Genomic DNA, 20948 nt, shown 5'->3' with positions numbered 1-20948 from the left:
ACATTATAATGTACAGATATCCGTTATAAATGATGTTATCTAAAGTATTCAATTTCAGTATGTATTATTAACGTAGTTAATATATGGTTAATATGAAGTTCCAAATTTTGATTGTTTGTAGTCTCTTTATCATAGAGTTAATTTAGGGGTTATTTTTTGTTCACTTCATTTTTTTCGGCACTCTGCATCTAGACGGTATACCCATTGGCCACAGTTAGACTATTTCAAATCAAAAAAAATAGATTACCTGCACACTAAAGAGTATAGCGCACAGGTAATCTAGTTGTTTTTGAGATTAATAAAAACCTAATTTATCTTTTGAATTCTTCCATCAATAATAGACTGAATTGGTTCTTTTGATTTTTTTATATAATCTACTAATGCTTCAAAATCAGTTGGTCCTGTTTCAGCATCTTTACCGTTTTTAAAGGATACAAATCCATCTCCCCCTGAAGCTAGAAATGCGTTAGCAACGACGCTGTAAGTTTTAGAAGGAATAATTTCTTCTCCATTCGTTAAGCGAATACTTGTTACTTTTTCTCCATTGGGCTTGTTCGCATCCCAAGTGTATTGGATTCCTGAAATTTGAAGCATTCTTGTTATGTCTTTTTGCCATTGTTGATTTAAAATATCACGAATGTCTTGACCTGTTAAATTTACTTTTATTAATTGATTTCCGAATGGTTGAATACCATATATCTCTCCCCATGTAATATCACCAGCATCTAAGTCATTACGAATACCACCAGGATTCATAAGTGCAATTTGGGATTGCATTGTTGCACGCTGGGCATCAGCAACTAAATTTCCAAGAGTAGATTCACCAGCCATATTGAGTTTGCGATCTAGTGGCGCAATAGACTTACCTACAACTTCATTAACAAGAGGTGCGATTTTTGCTTGATATTTCTCCATCTTCTTCTTTATTTTTTTATCAGGCTCTATGCCTTCATGATAAGTTGTAACAATTTCTGCTTTTTTCTCAACAATATCTTGTGTTTTACGATCAATCTTTACATCAACATCAGCAAAAGCCATACCATATGAATTTGCTTGTACGACAAGTTTATTATTAACAGTTCCATTTACATAAGTGTGGCTATGGCCACCAAAAATAACATCGACTTCTGGATCAGTCTCATTTGCTAATCGGACGATATCACCATTTGTTACGCCGTTCCCATCTGTTATACCTCCGTTATGTGCAAGAACAACGATAGATTTAACGCCTAGTTTTTTTAATTGCTTTACGGATTTGTTAATAGCTTCAACTTCATCTGTAATTTCTACATTCTTTAGCATAGTAGGCATAACAAGGTTAGGAACATCCGTTGTTACGACTCCGATAAATCCAACAGGAACTCCTTGTACCTTTTTTATAGTGAATGGTGGTAAAAATAAACGACCGGTGGATTTATTATAGAAATTTGCAGCAACATATGGGAATTTTGCTCCTTTAAAATTCCCTGTTTTCTCATGGTATCCACCATAAATAAGGCGGTTCATTTCTTCAACACCTTCATCAAATTCATGATTTCCTATCGTTCCAACATCGAATTTCAAATCATTTAGAAATTCAATTGTAGGTTCGTCTTGTAATAATGCTGAAACAGGAGTACTTGCTCCAACAACATCTCCAGCATGTACCTTTAATGTATTTGGATTTTGTTTTTCACGATCACGTAAATAAGCCCCTAAGTACTCAATTCCCCCTGCATCTTTATTGTTAATTTTTTTTACAGTGTCTAGTTGCCCATGAAAATCGTTAATACCGAGCATTTGTACATCTATGTAGCGGTTTGGTTCTGTACTTGCTTGGGCTGAAGGCATAGCAAATACACTAGTAAAAGTAACTGTACTTAATGCTAAAGCAACTGGAATGATTTTTTTCAACATAAAATTTCTCTCCCCTAATTAAAATCTGACATAATACGATGTTATTTTAATATATTAAGAGAATTATTTCCACAAAAATTCTACCAATTATAAAAATTAATAAGATTTTATTGTTTTCTGACAAGATATTTCCTCCTCAAAAAAATGTATATTTCTTTGTTTTGAGGATTATTCAAAATATTATCTTGATAGTAATATAACAATACTTCTAAGAAATCTAAAAAACTCTAATCAATATATTTTAGCTGTTAAGAAGAGTATTCAATCCAAAATTAATGGAGATTTATCAACCTAACATCTCAATATCACCATTTAAAAAATGCTCCTGGATTTATCCAAGAGCATCTTTTATAAAGCTTTATTTTTTACTTGTTTATAATTTATCAATTAACAATTATATAGTTGTAATTAGTCCTTTAAAAATGATAGGAGTGCTTCATTAAATTCTTTGGCATGCGTTGCATTTAGCCCATGTGGACCACCCTTTATTAACGTTACTTTAGAATTAGGAATTGCTTCATGTGTTAATTTCCCACTATATTCAAATGGTACAGTTGCATCTGAATCACCATGAATAATAAGGGTAGGTATATTAAACTTCTCCAAGTCTTTTCTAAAATCAGTCTTACTAAAGGCAGTAATACAATCAAGCGTTCCTTTAGGTGATGCACTGGCTGCAATATCCCAATTATATAAACGGAATGGCTCACTAACTAAATCTGTTCGATTACCAGCCGCGAAAAATCCCTTAGTAAATTCATCAAGAAATGCAAGGCGGTCATTAATCACACCACTTTTGAACGCTTCAATTGTTGCATCATCTAATGCCCCTTCAGGATGATCCTCTGATTTGTATAAATATGGAGGTACTGCTCCAGCAAAAACAGCCTTTTCAATACGATCTGTTCCATACGTACTAATATACCGGGCTACTTCGCCTCCACCCATAGAAAAACCAACAAGTGTGACATTTTGAAGCTCTAAATGTTCTAATAGTTGATGTAAATCAGAAGTAAAGGTATCATATTCATACCCTTCCCACGGCTGAGATGATTTTCCAAATCCTCGACGATCATATGTTATAACTCTGTATCCAGCCTCAACAAGAGCGGGAACTTGGTATTCCCAAGATCGACCACTTAACGGCCAACCATGAATTAGTACAACTGGTTTTCCTGTGCCATAATCCTCATAATATATCTCAATTGGTTCTTGATTTTCGGTTCCTACAGTAATTTTAGCCATGCTTCTACCTCCAAAAAATATTCTAATATGTATCCTTTTCTTCAATAATCCGGATGAATGTCATAACCTATTCATGCACGTTTATGTTGTGAACTCTAAGTATGAAACTCTATTATTCCAAAGAATTCATTTTCTCCTTTTGGAACAATCCCCCCTCTAATACCTTTTTCATCATAAAATAATTACTGAACATTACTCCTATTCAATTGTAATAACAAAAATAGGTGACTATCAATATTGTTCTATCTATAGGATGTATAGGTAAAACCAATCTATTTTATAGTGAAAACAACTATAGTTACGACCTATACGAATTATAGATAATTTAGAATTGATTAACGAATCAGTTTTCAAATACTATAAAATTGTATAGCACTTCATGTTCTGTGAATGCTGCTATAACCAATATTATTGGTCAGCTTAGTTATAAACGAAGAAACTTATGATAGTATTCGACTATTTAAACTTTCTTCGATTACTTAATTTTTAGGAGGAATACATAATGACTGATCTCTATTCTCGTATTAACAAAGATGATGCTGTCGTGCTTTTAGTAGATCATCAAACTGGTCTTATGTCCGGACTAGTACGTGACTATGGTGTTGATGAATTCAAGAACAATGTTTTAGCTCTTGCTCATACTGCTAAGTTTTTTGATTTACCAGTTATTTTAACAACAAGTTTTGAAAACGGGCCTAATGGACCTTTAATGCAAGAATTGGTTGATCTCTTTCCTCATGCACCAAAAATAGCTCGACCTGGACAAATTAACGCATGGGATAATGATGATTTTGTAAAAGCAATCGAAGACACTGGAAAAAAACAACTTATCATCGCAGGCGTAGTTACGGACGTTTGTGTTGCTTTCCCGGCACTGTCCGCTATAAAAGCTGGATATGAAGTATTTGCTGTTACTGATGCTTCAGGAACTTTCAGTAAACAAGTTGCAGATGCTGCCAATACTCGTATGGCACATAGTGGTGTGCAACTTATGAACTGGTTTAGCGTAGCTTGCGAATTACAACGCGATTGGCGCAACGATGTCGAAGGTTTTGGCAATTTGCTTGCTAGCAATCTTCCAGGCTATCAAAATATAATTGGAAGCTATATAGGAGCTCAGCGAGATCTTAGTAAACAAAATGCATAAAGTGAAACTTTAATCAGTGGGGGTTTTGTTCATCCCCCACTGATTATTAGTTGAACCAATCGGGCTTTTACAGGCAGTTGATCCCCCACCTAACTTCTTTGCTTCCGCTGAATTTTGAGGTGGGGGTCTTACTGCCCGTTAATGCGGGATAAATGTATTTCAAAGAAATAGCTTTAAATCACTTTCAAAAAAATGGATAGTATACATTTAGTGCTGATTAAATCAGCACTCTCTTTTAATTTAAAAGGTATAGCAAAAATTTTATTTTTACGATTACAATTTTAAACAATTAAAAAAGGAGCGTTTTATTATGAGTAATTTAGAATTGTTAAATCCGGAGAACAGTGCATTAATTTTGATTGATTTTCAACCTCAAATGACTTTTGGAGTTGCAAGTATTGATAGACAAACATTGATTAATAACGTTATGCTACTTGCTAAATCAGCAAAAACTTTTAACGTACCTACTATTCTTACTACAGTTGAGACACGCAGCTTTTCTGGTTATTTTTGGCCACAAATTCTTGATATATTCCCAAACCATGAAATTATAGAACGCAGTTCAATGAACTCTTGGGAAGATCCAAAATTTGTTGAAGCAGTTAAAGCAACAGGTAGAAAGAAATTAATATTTGCAGCACTTTGGACTGAAGTTTGCCTTGCATTCCCTGTGCTTGAAGCAATGAAAGCTGGCTATGAAGTGTATGCAGTTGATGATGCTTCAGGTGGTACTAGTCTGACAGCACATAACGCTGCTATGCGTCGTGTAGAACAAGCTGGTGCAATTCCAGTGACAGCAATTCAAGTTTTACTTGAATACCAACGTGACTGGGCACACAAAGACACTTATGATGCTGTAATGGAAATTGTAAAGGAGCACACTGGCGCTTATGGTCAAGGAGTAGAATACGCATATACTATGGTGCACGGCGCGCTTCCAAGCAGGAAAATATGAAACAAGAAGGAGTAGCTGTCGAAGAGACTTATACAGGGAACACGATGGATGCTGCTGATCCAGTAACAACGATTGTTACATGGGAAATTCAACAAGGTAAAGAAAAACAGTTTGAAACATGGAGACATGAAATCGAAGCTGCCGCTACTAAATTCCCAGGGCATTTAGGTGTAAATCTAATAGTCCCAAATAACGAATCGAGAGAGTATACTGTTATTTTTCGCTTTGATACGTATGAGCATCTACGTGCTTGGCAAGAATCAGACATTCGCCGGGATTTGTTAAAAACGGCAGAACAATTTCAAGTTACTAATCCGAGTTACAAAACTGAAAGTAGTTTGGCTTATTGGTTTGTTACTCCGAAAACGCCAGTTCCACCGCCAAAATGGAAAATGTCTATCGTTACCCTTTTGGGTGTATGGCCTCTTAGCATGTTAGTTCCTAAAGTGATAGGACCTATTATAAAACATATGAATCCTATTATGTCGGCCTTTTTTGTTTCAGTATGTATAGTGTCCTTGCTATCATGGGTAGTCATGCCGATTTTCGGTAAATTATTTCATCCATGGTTACAAAATAATAGAAAGTAGACGAGGTGTGAACATGAATTTACCGGATATGATCTTATATAACGGAAAAATTACTACCCTTGACCCTTCTCAGCCTGAGGTATCTGCTATCGCCATAACTGATGGTTTAGTCACTGCAGTAGGTGGAGATGAGCTTCTTAATAGTGCCACGGAAAAAACAAAGAAAATAGACCTTAAAAGAAAGAGAGCTATTCCAGGCCTGAATGACTCTCATATACACGTTATTCGTGGTGGTCTGCATTATAATATGGAATTACGTTGGGAAGGCGTGCCATCACTTTTTATTGCTCTAGAAATGCTCAAAGAACAGGCAAGGCGTACACCTGCTCCTCAGTGGGTAAGGGTAGTTGGAGGTTGGTCTGAATTTCAATTTAAAGAGAGACGGTTGCCAACTTTGGAAGAAATTAATGCCGTTTCTGAAGACACTCCTGTATTTGTGCTACATCTTTACGATAGAGCACTTGTAAATCGTGCTGGGCTGCATGCACTGGGATATACAAAAGATACACCAGACCCTCCAGGCTGCTTAATTGAGCGGGATAAACGAGGTAATCCAACGGGCCTTTTAATTGCGAATCCTAACGCTTCTATTCTTTATTCAAGTTTGGGTAAAGCACCAGCACTTAATTTTGACGACCAGATTAATTCAACTCGCCATTTTATGCGCGAATTAAATAGATTAGGTATTACAAGTGCTATTGACGCAGGTGGTGGATTCCAAAATTATCCTGATGATTACAAAGTTGTTGAACATTTAGCCGAGAAGGAACAATTAACTTTGCGTATTGCTTATAATCTATTTACGCAGAATCCAAATCATGAATATGAAGACTTTGCTTCATGGGCAAAAATTGTTTCTCCAGGTCAAGGAACTGATAAGTATAAAATGAATGGTGCCGGAGAGATGTTAGTATTCTCAGCAGCCGATTTTGAAAAATTTCAAATGCCACGGCCTGAACTAGCTACGATAATGGAAGCTGACTTAAAGAAAGTAATTTCTCTATTGGTGGAAAACCGTTGGCCCTTCCGTTTACATGCAACTTATGATGAGTCAATCACACGTTTCTTAAATGTATTCGAGGAAGTTAACAGTGAAATTCCTTTTAATGGTCTACGATGGTGGTTTGATCATGCAGAAACAATCTCAGATCGTAGCATGGAACGTGTTAAGGCTTTAAATGGCGGTATTGCCATCCAAGACCGCATGGCTTTTCAAGGTGAATACTTTGTTGATTTATACGGAAAGGAAGCTGCAAAGCGTACTCCTCCGATTTATCGTATGTTAGACCTTGGTATACCTGTTGGCGCTGGTAGTGATGCAACCAGGGTTTCCAGCTATAACCCTTGGGTTGCTCTTTACTGGATGGTTGCCGGAAAAACCATTGGTGGGCTTTCTATATACGATGAAAAAAATAAACTTGATAGAAAAGTAGCCCTGGAATTATATTCAAAAGGAAGTGCGTGGTTCTCTGGTGATGAAGGTAAAAAGGGAACCCTGGCAGTAGGTCAGTTTGCTGATCTTGCTGTATTGTCTGCTGACTACTTTACTGTGCCAGAAGAAGAAATCAAAAACCTTGAATCATTACTCACCATTATGGGTGGACAGGTTGTGTATGGAAATGATGAATTTAAAAATTTATCACCTGAATTGCCGCCAGCATCACCTGATTGGTCACCGACGGGAGTTTATGGGTATGGTGGTGCTAACCTAGCCAACACTATACTTTCTCACGATTCCTATGATAACAAGTTACATAGTTGCAGTAACCCTCTCCATCAACACACTCATACCGTAATAGGAAAAGATGGAACTACATGGGGTATCGGTTGTACTTGCTTTGCTTTCTAAGTCAAAACCACCGGTATAATGCCGGTGGTTTTCTTTCTGCAATAAGGGTATGTAGATTCGAAATAGCATTGTATATCCCTATTGGAATCTATTACTATTTAATAGGACCAAAGAGTTGATAGCTTAAACTTGATTTGTTTTTTACATCCTTCTCTCCGTGCAAAGTCTACCCCTTTCCCTTAAGTAAAAGTCAAAAATCGATCACACCACACATATAAAGCCACTACCCTTTGACTTTAATATTTGCTTTATCTTAAGACTTATAGATTTTTTCAAATTTTACACTAGAATCATTATTATTTCTATTACACTGATACTTTTTGCGAATCATTTAACTTCTGCATAAAGATACGTGCTGCAAAACTTAAAAATTTATCATCAAAGTGAATAAGATTAATATCTTGGCTTGGTGTTGGGTCAGTAATACGAACTATGCTCAAAGTATCATTATTAACAAAGTTAACCAGTGAAAGAGGTATTATGGCAACCCCATGTCCATTGTATACAAGGCTCAATAGAGAAATAGAAGATTTTGTTTCTATATTTGCTTCAGATAAAGATAACCCTAAACTCTCACAATATATTTTAATAGATTCACGACAACTACATGAAACCATTATTCTACTCAGCCCCACTAATTCTCGAAAAGAAACAAATGATTTTTCATTCAAAGGATGATTTTTGGGAATGACAAGGACGAGCTCTTCACTATACAAAAGGGTGTTTGTTAATGTGTCTGGAATTTGAGCACTACGTGTAATCCCGAAATCAATATTTTTGTCAACGATTTGATTTACAGCAACTTCAGATTCTATAATCTTTACTACGATGTTGGGATAATGTTGTTGAAACTTCATAATATAAGGTGTTAAATAAGTGAGATCCTCTAATAAACCTCCTACAGTAATTACACCTCTTTTTACACCCTTTAATTCAAAAATTTCATTATAAACGTCATCAAATTGTTGCATGATAAATTTTCCTTTATCAAATAGCAGCTTACCCGCTTCTGTCATTTTGATACCTCTTCCAACTCGATGAAACAAGGGTGTATCAAGTTCACCTTCTAACACACGGATTTGTTGACTTAAAGTCGGCTGTGAAATACCTAGAACTTCCGCAGCTTTAGTAAAACTATTATTATTACAAACTTGAATAAAATACTCTAAATGACGTAATTCCATTCTTGATACCCACTCTCCGCTTTATGAAAGATTTATAATGAAAAGGACGATATGTATACGTGAACATAACAACTTTATTTCCTACTATATTAATTGCAATTACATAATTTCTTTATTTTGTACTACAATACATTTACTACTATTTATTAATTTTCCCTCCTATTTATTTAATTTATATTTAATTAGGATATTACTAAACAGAAATAACATCTAAAAACTTACACTTTCTGTGCGTAATATCCTAACTTTTTCAACTGTTTACTTATCATTTTTTCTCAATATAGTCCAAACTACCAAATATTTGCCGAATCCCCTCTCTATGCTGTGGAAAAATTAGTGTCACCAATTCAATACCTTCTGAAATAATTGATGCATACGTGATACAAAAACTTACAAGTAATATTTTGTCCTCAATTTTTTTATAGGCCGATCAGCTTTACTGTATAGTAGCTCAAGCACTGCAAATTCAGTTGCATTAAGTCCATAAATTTTTAGATCCTTTTCATACGTTTAGTGATTGGCTGTAATTCCCTTGATAATATAACAAATCACTTTAAAGATAAGCTCTCATAATTACCAATCCTTTACAAGTTATCTTGAATTCGAGATTTATTATATTATCGTCGAAATATTATGTCAATAATTCATTTTAGCGTTATCAAGCCACTTATAATTTATTTCTCAACATAAGACATATAGAATCGTTAGAAAATAACTGTTAATATATAGATATCTCAATTACGTTATTTTTTAGAGGGCTTGTTGTCTAGCGCAAGCTCTCTTTTTTCATAGTCTAAATGGAATTCGGACACATTTTATATGGTGAGTTTTGCCCTCTTTTAGCGATAGAGACAAAAAATCTGGTTGTGATGTAAAAACTTCAAAATAACCGCAAATAATCTATAAAAATCAGACATATTAATGAATATGCATTCAAGCGAATCCGGTCTGTTTAAATTTGATTATTGAACTATTTCTCTGTGGCAAAATAAAGCAGCGCTATGGTCGGAAAAGCGATTCCGATCCACAATGCTACACTCCATCCTCGGAAAAAGGATCCAACAGCAACACCCAAAAAGAAAATAGACATGAATAATCCATTTAAGCGACTACGAACTTCTGGTTGCAAAGAGAAAATCAAACGTTGACTTAAAACTGGAAGAGGAATATCGCACTCGATGTTTCCAGCCCCGTCGACTGCAAGCAAAGCAACTTCTAGAGAAGGGAATTCAAAGAGGAGAATTGAAAGAAAACCTTGATATTGAATTATCCATCGATCTCATTTACGGACCAATTTTTTATCGGTTGCTAGTAACCGGTGATAAGTTTGATGATTCCTATGTACATCACTTGGTAACAAGCGCATTCGATGGAATACGATAAACATGAATAACATTCGAAAAAAGAATTAAATGCGCCTTCCTCCTATACGAATAAAATTTCGCGTAACTTAATAAATAAAATATCTAATTATTTAAGCTGATGTATATGAGTCGGTCCCCCACATACATCAGCTTAAGAGTTGAGAATTACCCTAAATGAATGAACATGCAAAAAAATTTTTTCTGAGGATTTTATGATATTTTATTTAATCGAAATGTGACATAACTCCTAATAGTAGTCTTATTAAGACGCAAGCACCCTCTCTTCTATTTTTTAATTTAATATTTTAGGTTTATAATGATTTATTTTTAAAGATAATTACCTAATTTATTAACTTATTTTAGAGTAAAAAATAGGAGAAGCCTATCGTGACAGACTCTTCCTAAACAACCAACCCTTATATACATATTAAAAATAAAATTATTTTATTAATAATGAATATTCACCAGTGTTATCATCAAATTTATACACATTCAAATAATATTTTCCTGGTTTCGCTACGAATTTTCCCTTTATAGCATTTCCTTCATCTTCACCACAAGCTACGTAATTTTGCATGTCTGATTCATGATAAAGTACCCATGTCATCCCAATGTTTTGTTCATTTACCACAGAAATATCTACTTCTTTTGGAACTGTAACGTCAAACGTATAAACATCTGTTTGATCAGGAGCAATTAGATTTCCTTTTACAAGCTCATTAAATGGGAGTACCTTTTCCTCTTCAAGGGATCCACCTGTTTGCGGATCTTGTTTTACAGTAACTTTTGTTTGTTCTTTACTTTCTTTTCCTCTGCTATCTTTCACAGTTAGTTCCACAGTATATGTTCCTTTTTCCCCATATACATGGATTGGGCTGGCTTCAGTACTTGTTGTACCATCTCCAAAGTTCCATAGATAAGAAATAATTTTTCCATCTTCACTTTCTGTGCCATCACTATGGAATTGAATTCCTTCATTTACTATCCCGCTATATGGTCCATTCATATTTACTATAGTCGTTGTTTTTTCTTTTTCCTCTGTTGCAACACCATGGAAAACAATATCATATTCAAACTGATTTTCTGCATTCACACGGTAGTTAACAAAATAGGCTGTAACTGTTTTATAGCCGCTCCATTCTTTTTGAGACAACTGCTCCAAGGTTTGATTGATTTGTTTACTCATCGTTTTCCAGTCTTCAGACTCACCTTTTGATGTACTACCTATGTACTTGCCTTCTACAGTAAATGTGTTAAAGAATTGAGACTCATGTTTTGTAATTTTTGCATCTTTTATATTAGTTACATCTACAATTTCTTTCTTCACTTCAGCTAACGGCTTAGGTGCATGTTGTATTAAGTAATCATTTGTTACTTGCGGTACATTGTATTTATCTTGATTATCAATCAACTGCTGCATATACGTTTGATATTCTGTATTCAGCTGTGGATCTTTACTTAATGCTTCCCGATACGCGTCATAATTTTTCACATCGTTCGCACGGATTAAATCCTGAATCTTATCAAAGGTTTCAAAGTGATGATTATATAGATAAGACTGTAGTGCAAAGGAATAATTATAAAAATCCCATGATCCATATTTTGCGAACAAAGTTTGCTTTGCAGTATAACGGCTTGCCGGATTAGATGATAAGCCACTTATAATACTTTTACGTGGAACAACATTATTTGTACGTGTAGATCCTGCAAAGAATTCTGCATTCCCCTCTTGGAACCAAGTTAAGCGTTCATTTTGATATAGTTCTCCGCTCCCAAATAGACCAGGAACCTCGTATCTTCCTTGTAAATAATGAGTGAATTCGTGACGGAATAACTCTTCTAGACTATAAATACTCTGTTTTGGTGTACGCTCATATGTAAAGAAAGTACCCTTCTCTTCAATATAAATACCGCCGTTGTTCGTTTCATATCCATATAATTGTCTATTTAATTGATAATCATCTGGATTATTATAAATTACAATTGTCAGCACATCATCTGCGTTACCTGGTTCTAGTGCTTTATCATTTCCAATTACACGGTGATATTGTGCCTTTACTTCTTTGGCTGCCCAATATAACCTTTTAATTTTCTCTTCGGTTACTTTATCGCCTGTCTTAAAAACAATAGATCCATCATCAAATGTATATGTTTTAGGTAAGTATTGTAACTTCCCTTCTTCACGTATTTTCTGTAAATCTACTGTATTTCCATCATAATCTTTTCCACCGTAGTTTGTTTTGATTTGCTCTACCGCTATAAAATAAGGTCCACTTAGGCGAGGATACATATTCATCGCTTGTGTAATAACTTCCAATCCTTTGTTTGGATTGCTATGAAATTTCCCTAAACGTCCTGCATAATAAATACCGTTATTAATTAGCCAACTATTCTCAGTTGTTAAATTCCGTATGAGAGCAATTCTACTAACCTCATTTATAAAGTTATCTATCTTTCCATACCACATTGTTGCATTAGGCTTTTTATTCGTTTCCTGCAAATAAGATTGTATATCATAATCAATACCTTTTACGATTTCATATACAGCTTGTTCTTTCGTATAATCATTAGCATACATAGAACGGTTATCATTAAACTGTTTTAAAATATTTGCCGCATATTGTACTGTTTCAGCATCACTAGAAGCATTACTAATTAATTTCCCATACGCAACTACTACTCTATCTTGCTCAGCTGTACCTAATGTAAAGTTTGGGTTTTTTGCAATAGCTTTTAATGCTGGTAAACATTTGTCATGGAAGTTTCTCTCATTTAAGTAACCTACTTCATTATTAAAATATCCCACATAAAAAGCAGAACGTAATATCTCAACGAAAGTTTCAATCCCCATTGAGTCCTCTTTCGTAAAAGATTTCCCTCGTTGTCCCAATTCATCAATAATAACGTTCATGCGATCTCTATTTTGATAAAAAGCTTTCGTATCTTGATTGAATTGAAATAAGTCTGTAATTTGATTCCATGAAACTCTTGATAGCGTATCAATGAATTCACTATCAGACATTTTATTCAATTCTGCCAGAGTATAGCTTTGCTTTAATTGCCTTTCATCATGTTTCATCACCGAAGTAGGTCGTTGTGAAAAATCGCCTACTTTTAAACGCTCTTCAAAATTCAATGTTTCGTCCGCTTTTGTAGCATGAGCCATTTCATCTTTTGAAGTTTCTGTTCCAATTGGTTTCATCTGCAACAGATTATAGGGTGCTTTTTCTTCTGCGGATACCTGTGTTTGAATACTTCCAAATGATAATGCCATCGTACTAATACCGATCATCATTTGAGTAAATTTTAAATTCTTGTTCATAACATTTCCTCCATTTATATATTCCACCCAAAAATATAACATTTTATCTTAATAAATTATCATAAAATGTATTATTACATATTGTTTAATATGTATTTCTGTATAAATTAATGTTAAACAAAGCATTATTGAATCTCTTTCTTTTTCCATACATACTCATAAATTGAGTAAACTTTTTGTTTGGAATTTACAGGTTCGTTGCACGAAACCAGACTCTCTGGCAAGATTTCTTAAGATGTTCGGGGATAAATAACATTGAATTTCTTGAGCAAATAGTTGTAGTTCATCAGATACAAAAATAGACATAAAAAACGCTATCCTTTCCTAGGATTCTAGAGAAAGAATAACGTTTTTTTACTCGTTCAGTACTTAGTAGGTATAACTTTTTATATTTCAAATGACTTTTCTCTCTAAAATTATTTTTCATACAAATTTTCAGATTCTAAAAAATCTATAAATTTCTTATAATGTGTCACTGTTCTTTCTAAAGCAATCATTAAAACAAATATAAAATAAATTGCTTGAATTCCATTCATATAATTAAAGAGTGATTCAAATATATATACAATACTTGCAATCATAGAACAAAACCATAAATAAAATTTCATTTTCAGTTTTTTAATTTTTTGCTTAGTTGTCTTACAAGGCTGGCCATGAACTCTTATAAACAAATAAATTGCTGTATGCAAAATAATAATTGAAAATTGGAAACTTCGATTGTCCTCTGAACTAAATTCAGAGAAACCTATTTCTAATGAATGTAATACTATCCAAATAGAAAACAAAGATAGCACGAAGACATATAAAAAACCAAATAATAATTCAAAAATAAATAACCAAGGTTTATTTAATATTGAGTAAAATGGATTTAGATATTTTATGGTTAATAAAAATTTCTTCACTAAATCAGTAATAATAATTGATGTATTAGTTATATTCATATAGAAAAGTAATGTTATTGGAACCAATAACATTATAGCAATGCCCCAAATGGTAATCTTAATACCGGATAAAAAGAAAACAGCTCCAAAAATTACAACTGAAAAAATAAAAGTTGATATTGGAACAAACATTAAAAATATAAGAGTTCTTATTAAGATTAACTCCCCTAAAAAATCTTTTATTATGAAAACATGTATTTTTTCCTCCTTGTAATTCTTCACAGTTTCAACTATTTCTTTCTCGGATAAAAGAAAATACTTCAATCTATTAAACATAAAAAAACTCCTTTATATTAATTTAAAAAAGATTGCCCTCTGTATGCTACAGAGGGCAATCTTTCTTGATGATTAAAATATATACCCAACTGTTAGCAAATATATTAAAAGACATTGTCATTAATTCACTTTAAATTTCACTTCTGGGTATTTGGAGTCCAATTTTTCAAGCGCAGAGCTATCGTCTACCTGTTTCACATATCGATCAAAAAAAGCGAGACTGAATTCGTTTATAATACGGTGAACGTATCTTGGATCTTCATCTAAGCTTCGTAACAAAGGAGAGAACAAATGAAAATCAGTGAAACTCGTATGATTGGTATGGGGAATAACCATTGACATGCCACCACCTGCAAGTGCATGGTCACTACGAACTTTTCCCTCTAAAAAATCTTTCGTGGAATCATCACTAGTCTCTGCATTCATAATCAAAAACGGTTTTCCAACTCTAGATTTCGGAACATTTTCCCCATATAATGTACCATCCATATTGATGGCTGCTTTGACACGGGAGTCTTCCACTAACACTTGCGCAGCTGTAGCTCCACCATAAGAATGTCCAAACATTCCAATTCGGGATGTATCCATTCTTCCTGTAAAGCGATTATCTTTATCGCTTTGGTTAAGCTTCTCTATTTGATTAAGTACAAAAACAACATCTTCCTTCCATAATTTGATATGGCGATCTCGTTCGGCAAAATCAGTTAAATTGATCGACTGTACAAAAGCGGTTCTGCCATCTGGAAAGACGGTAGCTGCAGCATCATAGGTATGATCAATTCCTACGACGATGTAACCTTGGCTGGCCAACTCCTCCACCTCAAACGTGTTTTGATTGCGAAAACCGCTTAAACCATGGGAAAAGAGTAGGACCGGATAACGTTCCTCTGAATCTGACAATTGAGCTTCCATGAATGCATTCGACTTCATCAAGCCTAGATGATGAAACGCGAATGCTGGAATAGACAATGATTTTTCCAACCCCTTGGCAATCTCATCCGAGTTATGGATATAAGGTGCGCGATTCATCTCTCCTTTTTCTTTTGCAGGATACCAAACCTGAACCATCAGCTCGCGCCGGCCGTTCAAATCTTTCATATAAGGTTCTTCTCGATTATAATCAATCCAATGATAAAGTGTAGTACCAACCTTGAAGGGACCGCTCGTTTTTTCAAATAAAACTACCGGCATGAGGGAAGGAAGCATGACCGCAATAGTCAAATAAATGACCAGTAGCGCTGTCTTGACTGTGAATGCCCCACAACTTTTAACGTTCTTTTTTGATTCAGCAAATAGATAGCAGCTTGTTAAAATAAATGGGGACAAATAAGCAGGAATCATCTGCCAGCGATACCCTTCTACGATAAGCTGCACAACAACCACACAAAAGGCAACTGTTAGAATGAAGACAGACCATTGTTTTATTTTCTCACTAAAAAACAATATACAGCCTAGAATACTAAAATTCACAATAATTATAACAGTCTCAAAAAAATCCATTTACATTCCTCCTATACCCGTATTTTATCTTCAAGGACATCCCAGCCAAATTGAAAAAACAATTTAAAATTACAAACTTTTCGTTTCCATCTCTGATTATCTTAATCCGTACCTTCAGTACCGAAAAATTATTTTTGGTACTCATTTTATATTATACCGAAATCTTCCAGACTGTAAAGTATAATTACCCTTAAGTAAAATCGACATAAAGTGAAACTTTAATCAGTGGGGTTTTCTTCATCCCCCACTGATTATCAGCCCTCACCAATCGGACTTTTATGGGCAGTTGATCTCCCACCTAAATTCTTTGCTTTCACTGAATTTTGAGGTAGGAATCTTACTGCCCATTAAAGCGGGATAAAAATAAAAAATGAGCGGGGCTACGTTAACCTGTATGGTTATTGTGACCCTACTCATTTTTTATGTAGAAGTACTATTTAATCCTTACTTGTGATTCCATGCAATATGATATCGGCCATCATTGCAAGTGACTCTTGTAGAGTAATTTGGTTAGAGGCTATACTCCCCTGTTCAAAAATTGATTTCATTAACGTTTTGAGTGTTTGGATTAGCACTGGAATGTCCATTGAACGTAAAACACCGCTATTGATGCCCTCTTCAACTAGCCCAGTAATTACCTCCCATTCTTCATTTATGCCTTGTTCTATTTTTGCCCACTGCTCTGGATGGTAACGTCGCAGTTCAATCAGTAAACGTACGAAGCTGTGCTGAAAATCCTTAGGCACAATTAAAAGAATCCCTTTTAATTTTTCCGGTATGGTCAAATTCGAATTATCGATAATTTCCCGAAAACGTATTTGGGCTTCTTCATTTATTTGCTCAACTACATAACCAATAAGCTCGTCCTTAGATGGAAAATGCTCGTAAAGCGTACTTTTGCTTACACCTAGATCACGAGCTAAATCACTCATTGTGAATTTTATTCCCCTTACATGAAAAAGCGCAATAGCAGTTTTGGCAATCCGATCTTTCATCATTTATTCACCTCATACCAAAATAGTAAAGTTATTATCTCTCCAGTACTATAATAGTACTTCGAGTACAAGAATAGTTTAACTTTTTATTTCTTGAAGGTCAAACGTGATGAAGATGATGACATTTCACTTCATAGCCTTTAAATGAAAATATTATGTTTTTTATGGAAACCAAGTTTATTTTTATCATTGCGGGGACATCAAAACTTTAACTTGATAGGGATATGGCACTACCCCAATTAATAAATATTATTAACTATATGTCTATCATATTTTTTATAAACAGGATCAATTAGATTTAAAAAAAGACTTCTTTTTCTTTACTCGTAATAAATCACCTGTCCACCCTTTGAATCGCATATACATATACATACCCGCTGTTGTGAAAATAATAAATAAGAGAGCGATTAAATAGCTATATTTCCATTCTAGTTCAGGCATGTATTTAAAATTCATACCCCATAATGCTCCTAAGGCTGTCAAAGGCGTACTCACAGCAGTTAATACAGTAAGAGCTTTCATAATTTCATTCCCACGATGAGAAGAAACAACTTCTTGCAAATGAATCATCGTGTCTAATTCTTCTTGGTACTCTTTAACAAGTTGTAATCCACGCTCTAATTTTACGTGTGTTTGTTTATAACAAAGGGTGTTTGTTAGTTTTTCTAACCAAGCTTCTTTTAGGCCTTGTAACACTTCTTGTATTAAGCGAAACACATGTGTGTTCATAAATAATTCATGACGAATATGATAAATCCTTTCTAAAACTGCTATGTTATTATGATGATAAAAATCCCATAACACATTTCTGAAATTGTTTTCAAAATAGTCAACCTTTCGTAAATAGTGAGATATAAATATCGATAAGATGGCACATAGTCCTTCAGCGGAACTATTACAATTTTTTATACCTATAGGGAAATTATGTATTAATTCTTGAAAATCTTCTTCCTCTTTTTCTTGGACCGTTATCAGTATCCCATGAGCTACGAAATAATGAAGAAATTTTTGAATTTTGGCGTCCTTTTTATCTTGATCATATAAAAACGAACCATATACACAAGTTTGACTTGGTGATAACGTATAAACATATAATCCATTTTCACAAGGAGAACTTATTTTCTTTACAAATTGAGGGAAATAAGATGTTACATCACGGGGGATTATAGAAGAAATTTCTTCAAGCTCACTAGTTTTCACATGATACCAACTCCATTTCGTCATTTTTATGCATTCCATATTATTCTTCCTTTCTAAATAGTTTTATGTTTGATCGAATCATATCCGTAATATGAAATTTGTATGTAGGTATCCATATCTTGGAGGAAAAGTTTTTAAATCATCTAAATTACAAAATAAATGCATAGGAGGTCTTATTCTTTAAAAAGGAAGACCCCCTATATATTAGTTATTTTTATTCTCAATTTTAAACATTTCCTCTATACAAGCACTTTTTATCTTTTCTTATTTATATTTGGAAAAGAAGCCACACAATTTGGCACGTCTATTCAACGAACTCCATTTCGGTCGTCATTATAATTTGGATTTATATGCAGATTGAGTGGTGATGTCCTCAAATACTTGACTTCCAATAATATAGTATCCATGAAGCGCGGCCTCTTTTGAAGCGTCTACCATACGGAAAGAAACAATTTCACCTTGCATTTTTTCAATTTGTTTTTTGTGGAGATCTACTATTCCTCCTGTCCAAATAATAGTATCATACTGGTCTAACTTAAATTGTTCTTGTAATACACGCATGATGTCTTGGAAATGTGTATCCAACTCTTTTTGAATTAAAATATCCACCTGACTTGTCTCATAATTTTCTTCTTTATCTCCATATCCTTTTTCTAATATTTTTGGCATGTCATTAATATGCAATTGATTACTTTCACCCGCATGATTCTGCAGGATATTCTTAATATTTTTCAAAGGCTTGCTACATCCTAGTTCCGTCTCATAATGATTTAAAATGACATTCTGTTTCATATCTGTCATTTCTAATGTACGAAATCCACCATCAATAATTAAGATGCGATCTTGTTCCTGAATGATTCCCTCTTTTAAGAAATAGGCATGTAAAGCGATCGGTTGCTGAAGAATCAAAGCATTTTCAACCGTAATATTAATAAATTTCCCATCAATTTGTACGGAAGTTTCTTTTTTTAGTGCACGTTGTAATTGCTCATGCTGACTACCAAAACAAGTGACTGGAAGCCCGGTAACAACTAAAGGTAATACGACATTTTCTTTATAATCCTTTGCAATGCAACCAAATATTTGTTGTTTAAACTCTTCGCTTTCATAATAATTTTCTATTTCTTCGTCAAATGGAGGAAGAAATGAAGCGTCAGATTGATGTGCTTCATTTCCCATGTAGTATGCAAAGTCTAAGTCTATAAAACTTACTTTTGTTAAATCTTCACTTTCAGCATGATTAGGTACAGGAGCTAGTGTGGCAGCTTCACTCTTAATCGTCACCTCAGAATCTACATCCTGTCGATATGCCCGCTTAGTAAAACCAATTCCTACATCAATTGCATACAGAGATTTCATACTTTTTTCCTCACTTTCTCTTTTTAGAATTAAATCTAAGCACTCTCTTCTTTCCCTTCTTTCACATATTTCTTTTCATTTTCCGTTTTTTCTCCGTCTAGGTTCTTACTATTTTGTTTTATTTCATTATCCTTTTCATCTTTTTTCTTTTTGTTATTTTCGTTTTCTGTTAAATCTTTAATAGTAGAAATGACAACCGGTGTGGCTGTAAGCAGTTGTGGTAATGTTTGTTTTGCAACATTAGCTGCAGTTACAGAGAATTGTTTACTTGTCTCGGTTACCTTCTCTAATGTTTCCTTTATGTTTCCTTCTTGTAGTTTGTCTTTTACGCTTTTTCCTTTTGTTTGTATAGCTTTCCGATTTTCTTTTTTTAACAGAGATACTATGACTCCGGTCGTAATCCCAATCACAGCATATTTAAATATTGTATGTTTCATTTTTCTCACCCTTCTCTACTTTTATTTTCTTCCATGCTACAACCTAAAATAATTAACTTATCTATTTATCAGATATTGCAATCTATTAGAGAGAATGATAGTTTTGCGGCTGCCTATCACTCGCCGTTAGTGTTTCATCTGTTACTAGAAGTAAAATTCTCCCTTGATCTAGTTTTTCTTCATATAAGTTAGCTTCCTCCTTCGACAACCCCATTTCCTCCATTTGATTTCGGAGCTCGTCCCCTTTTTTGGAGAAAAAGTTGATAATACTTGTGCCCAACCCTTGTTCTTTTACTCCAATCGTATTTGTGTTTGTATCATCCGCAATCTTTTTTGTTATATGTTTTTCATGTGTTAAGACGTAAATGTCATCTTGGTGAATCCCTTTCAATTCTAGCTCTTTTACTTTCATAACTACTTCCTGTTCATTTTGATATTCATAAACCACCGGTTTTCTTTCATTCTTATGCATCGTATTTTTCCTCCCTTAGATTTTTTATTTTCTTATTTAGTTGTTATGTAATATGTAATACACCTATTTTAAAGATGTTAAACCTAAATTTTCAAAAAACTTCACATAATAGGTTATTAATGTTTTTGAATATCAAGGAAATGTCACGAGCACTTTGCTTTGATAACAGTGTTACAAATAACGCTTTATTTGGAAGACAAGTCCATTATTTTATAG

At 34.0% G+C, this 20948-nt stretch carries 15 protein-coding genes and 4 pseudogenes; 5 read left to right on the top strand and 14 right to left on the bottom strand.

Features of this window, described 5'->3' with window-relative positions; genetic code table 11:
• Positions 1 to 306: 306 nt before the first annotated feature.
• Together GBN78_RS22180 and GBN78_RS22175 are read right to left on the bottom strand one after the other, a co-directional pair.
• Positions 307 to 1896, bottom strand: a complete 1590-nt coding sequence (locus GBN78_RS22180) for a bifunctional metallophosphatase/5'-nucleotidase (RefSeq protein WP_152127715.1) — start codon at positions 1894 to 1896, stop codon at positions 307 to 309.
• 408 nt (positions 1897 to 2304) lie between these two features.
• The gene (locus tag GBN78_RS22175; RefSeq protein WP_152127714.1) at positions 2305 to 3141 is read right to left on the bottom strand and encodes a bromoperoxidase; all 837 of its coding nucleotides are present in this window, start codon (positions 3139 to 3141) and stop codon (positions 2305 to 2307) included.
• 502 nt (positions 3142 to 3643) lie between these two features.
• Between GBN78_RS22175 and ycaC the strand changes: the two genes are divergently transcribed.
• The 4 genes from ycaC to GBN78_RS22155 all read left to right on the top strand — a co-directional run bounded on the left by ycaC (position 3644) and on the right by GBN78_RS22155 (position 7682).
• Positions 3644 to 4288, top strand: a complete 645-nt coding sequence (gene ycaC / locus GBN78_RS22170; protein WP_152127713.1) for an isochorismate family cysteine hydrolase YcaC — start codon at positions 3644 to 3646, stop codon at positions 4286 to 4288.
• Between the two features lie 310 nt (positions 4289 to 4598).
• Positions 4599 to 5243, top strand: coding sequence for a hydrolase (locus tag GBN78_RS22165; protein WP_000067163.1), 645 nt, complete (start codon positions 4599 to 4601; stop codon positions 5241 to 5243).
• Positions 5240 to 5833: an antibiotic biosynthesis monooxygenase gene (locus tag GBN78_RS22160; RefSeq protein ID WP_000806851.1), complete on the top strand. Its 594-nt coding sequence runs from the start codon at positions 5240 to 5242 to the stop codon at positions 5831 to 5833. Before GBN78_RS22165 ends, GBN78_RS22160 begins: the two co-directional genes overlap by 4 nt.
• Before the next feature lie 13 nt (positions 5834 to 5846).
• Positions 5847 to 7682, top strand: a complete 1836-nt coding sequence (locus tag GBN78_RS22155; protein ID WP_152127712.1) for an amidohydrolase — start codon at positions 5847 to 5849, stop codon at positions 7680 to 7682.
• Positions 7683 to 7987: 305 nt separating this feature from the next.
• Here the strand turns inward: GBN78_RS22155 and GBN78_RS22150 are convergent, their stop codons facing one another.
• The 3 genes and pseudogenes from GBN78_RS22150 to GBN78_RS22140 all read right to left on the bottom strand — a co-directional run.
• The gene (locus GBN78_RS22150; RefSeq protein ID WP_000423208.1) at positions 7988 to 8866 is read right to left on the bottom strand and encodes a LysR family transcriptional regulator; all 879 of its coding nucleotides are present in this window, start codon (positions 8864 to 8866) and stop codon (positions 7988 to 7990) included.
• 218 nt (positions 8867 to 9084) lie between these two features.
• Positions 9085 to 9408: pseudogene (locus tag GBN78_RS31050) on the bottom strand (MarR family transcriptional regulator).
• A 428-nt stretch (positions 9409 to 9836) separates the two neighbouring features.
• Positions 9837 to 10022: pseudogene (locus tag GBN78_RS22140) on the bottom strand (MFS transporter); the annotation flags it as partial.
• On the opposite strand from GBN78_RS22140, the pseudogene GBN78_RS22135 reads away from it, so the two are divergent.
• Positions 10010 to 10249, top strand: a pseudogene (locus GBN78_RS22135) (TetR-like C-terminal domain-containing protein); the annotation flags it as partial. The pseudogenes GBN78_RS22140 and GBN78_RS22135 sit on opposite strands and share 13 nt — an antisense overlap.
• Before the next feature lie 420 nt (positions 10250 to 10669).
• Here the strand turns inward: GBN78_RS22135 and colA are convergent.
• From colA to GBN78_RS22090, 9 genes and pseudogenes are all read right to left on the bottom strand, one after another.
• Positions 10670 to 13552 (bottom strand): collagenase ColA, encoded by a 2883-nt coding sequence (gene colA, locus GBN78_RS22130; protein ID WP_152127711.1) that lies wholly within the window; start codon positions 13550 to 13552, stop codon positions 10670 to 10672.
• Positions 13553 to 13711: 159 nt separating this feature from the next.
• A pseudogene (locus tag GBN78_RS22125) lies at positions 13712 to 13858 on the bottom strand (IS4 family transposase); the annotation flags it as partial.
• Positions 13859 to 13968: 110 nt separating this feature from the next.
• A complete protein-coding gene (locus GBN78_RS22120) occupies positions 13969 to 14769 on the bottom strand; it encodes a hypothetical protein (protein WP_000483298.1) in 801 nt (266 codons plus the stop codon).
• A gap of 120 nt (positions 14770 to 14889) precedes the next feature.
• Positions 14890 to 16269, bottom strand: coding sequence for an alpha/beta hydrolase family protein (locus GBN78_RS22115; protein ID WP_000345276.1), 1380 nt, complete (start codon positions 16267 to 16269; stop codon positions 14890 to 14892).
• Positions 16270 to 16706: 437 nt separating this feature from the next.
• The gene (locus GBN78_RS22110; protein WP_000654864.1) at positions 16707 to 17264 is read right to left on the bottom strand and encodes a TetR/AcrR family transcriptional regulator; all 558 of its coding nucleotides are present in this window, start codon (positions 17262 to 17264) and stop codon (positions 16707 to 16709) included.
• Between the two features lie 288 nt (positions 17265 to 17552).
• A complete protein-coding gene (locus GBN78_RS22105) occupies positions 17553 to 18503 on the bottom strand; it encodes a magnesium transporter CorA family protein (protein WP_000388916.1) in 951 nt (316 codons plus the stop codon).
• A gap of 294 nt (positions 18504 to 18797) precedes the next feature.
• The gene (locus tag GBN78_RS22100) at positions 18798 to 19823 is read right to left on the bottom strand and encodes a ParM/StbA family protein (protein WP_000839453.1); all 1026 of its coding nucleotides are present in this window, start codon (positions 19821 to 19823) and stop codon (positions 18798 to 18800) included.
• A 35-nt stretch (positions 19824 to 19858) separates the two neighbouring features.
• Entirely contained in the window at positions 19859 to 20260 is a 402-nt protein-coding gene (locus GBN78_RS22095) for a hypothetical protein (protein ID WP_000683210.1), read from the bottom strand.
• Positions 20261 to 20345: 85 nt separating this feature from the next.
• Positions 20346 to 20732, bottom strand: coding sequence for a YflT domain-containing protein (locus tag GBN78_RS22090; RefSeq protein WP_000549439.1), 387 nt, complete (start codon positions 20730 to 20732; stop codon positions 20346 to 20348).
• Positions 20733 to 20948: the final 216 nt, after the last annotated feature.

The organism is Bacillus sp. B2-WWTP-C-10-Post-4, from assembly GCF_009183805.1.
In the GTDB taxonomy this organism is placed as follows: Bacteria; Bacillota; Bacilli; order Bacillales; family Bacillaceae_G; genus Bacillus_A; species Bacillus_A cereus.
This window is presented reverse-complemented; position numbering and strand designations above follow the sequence as displayed.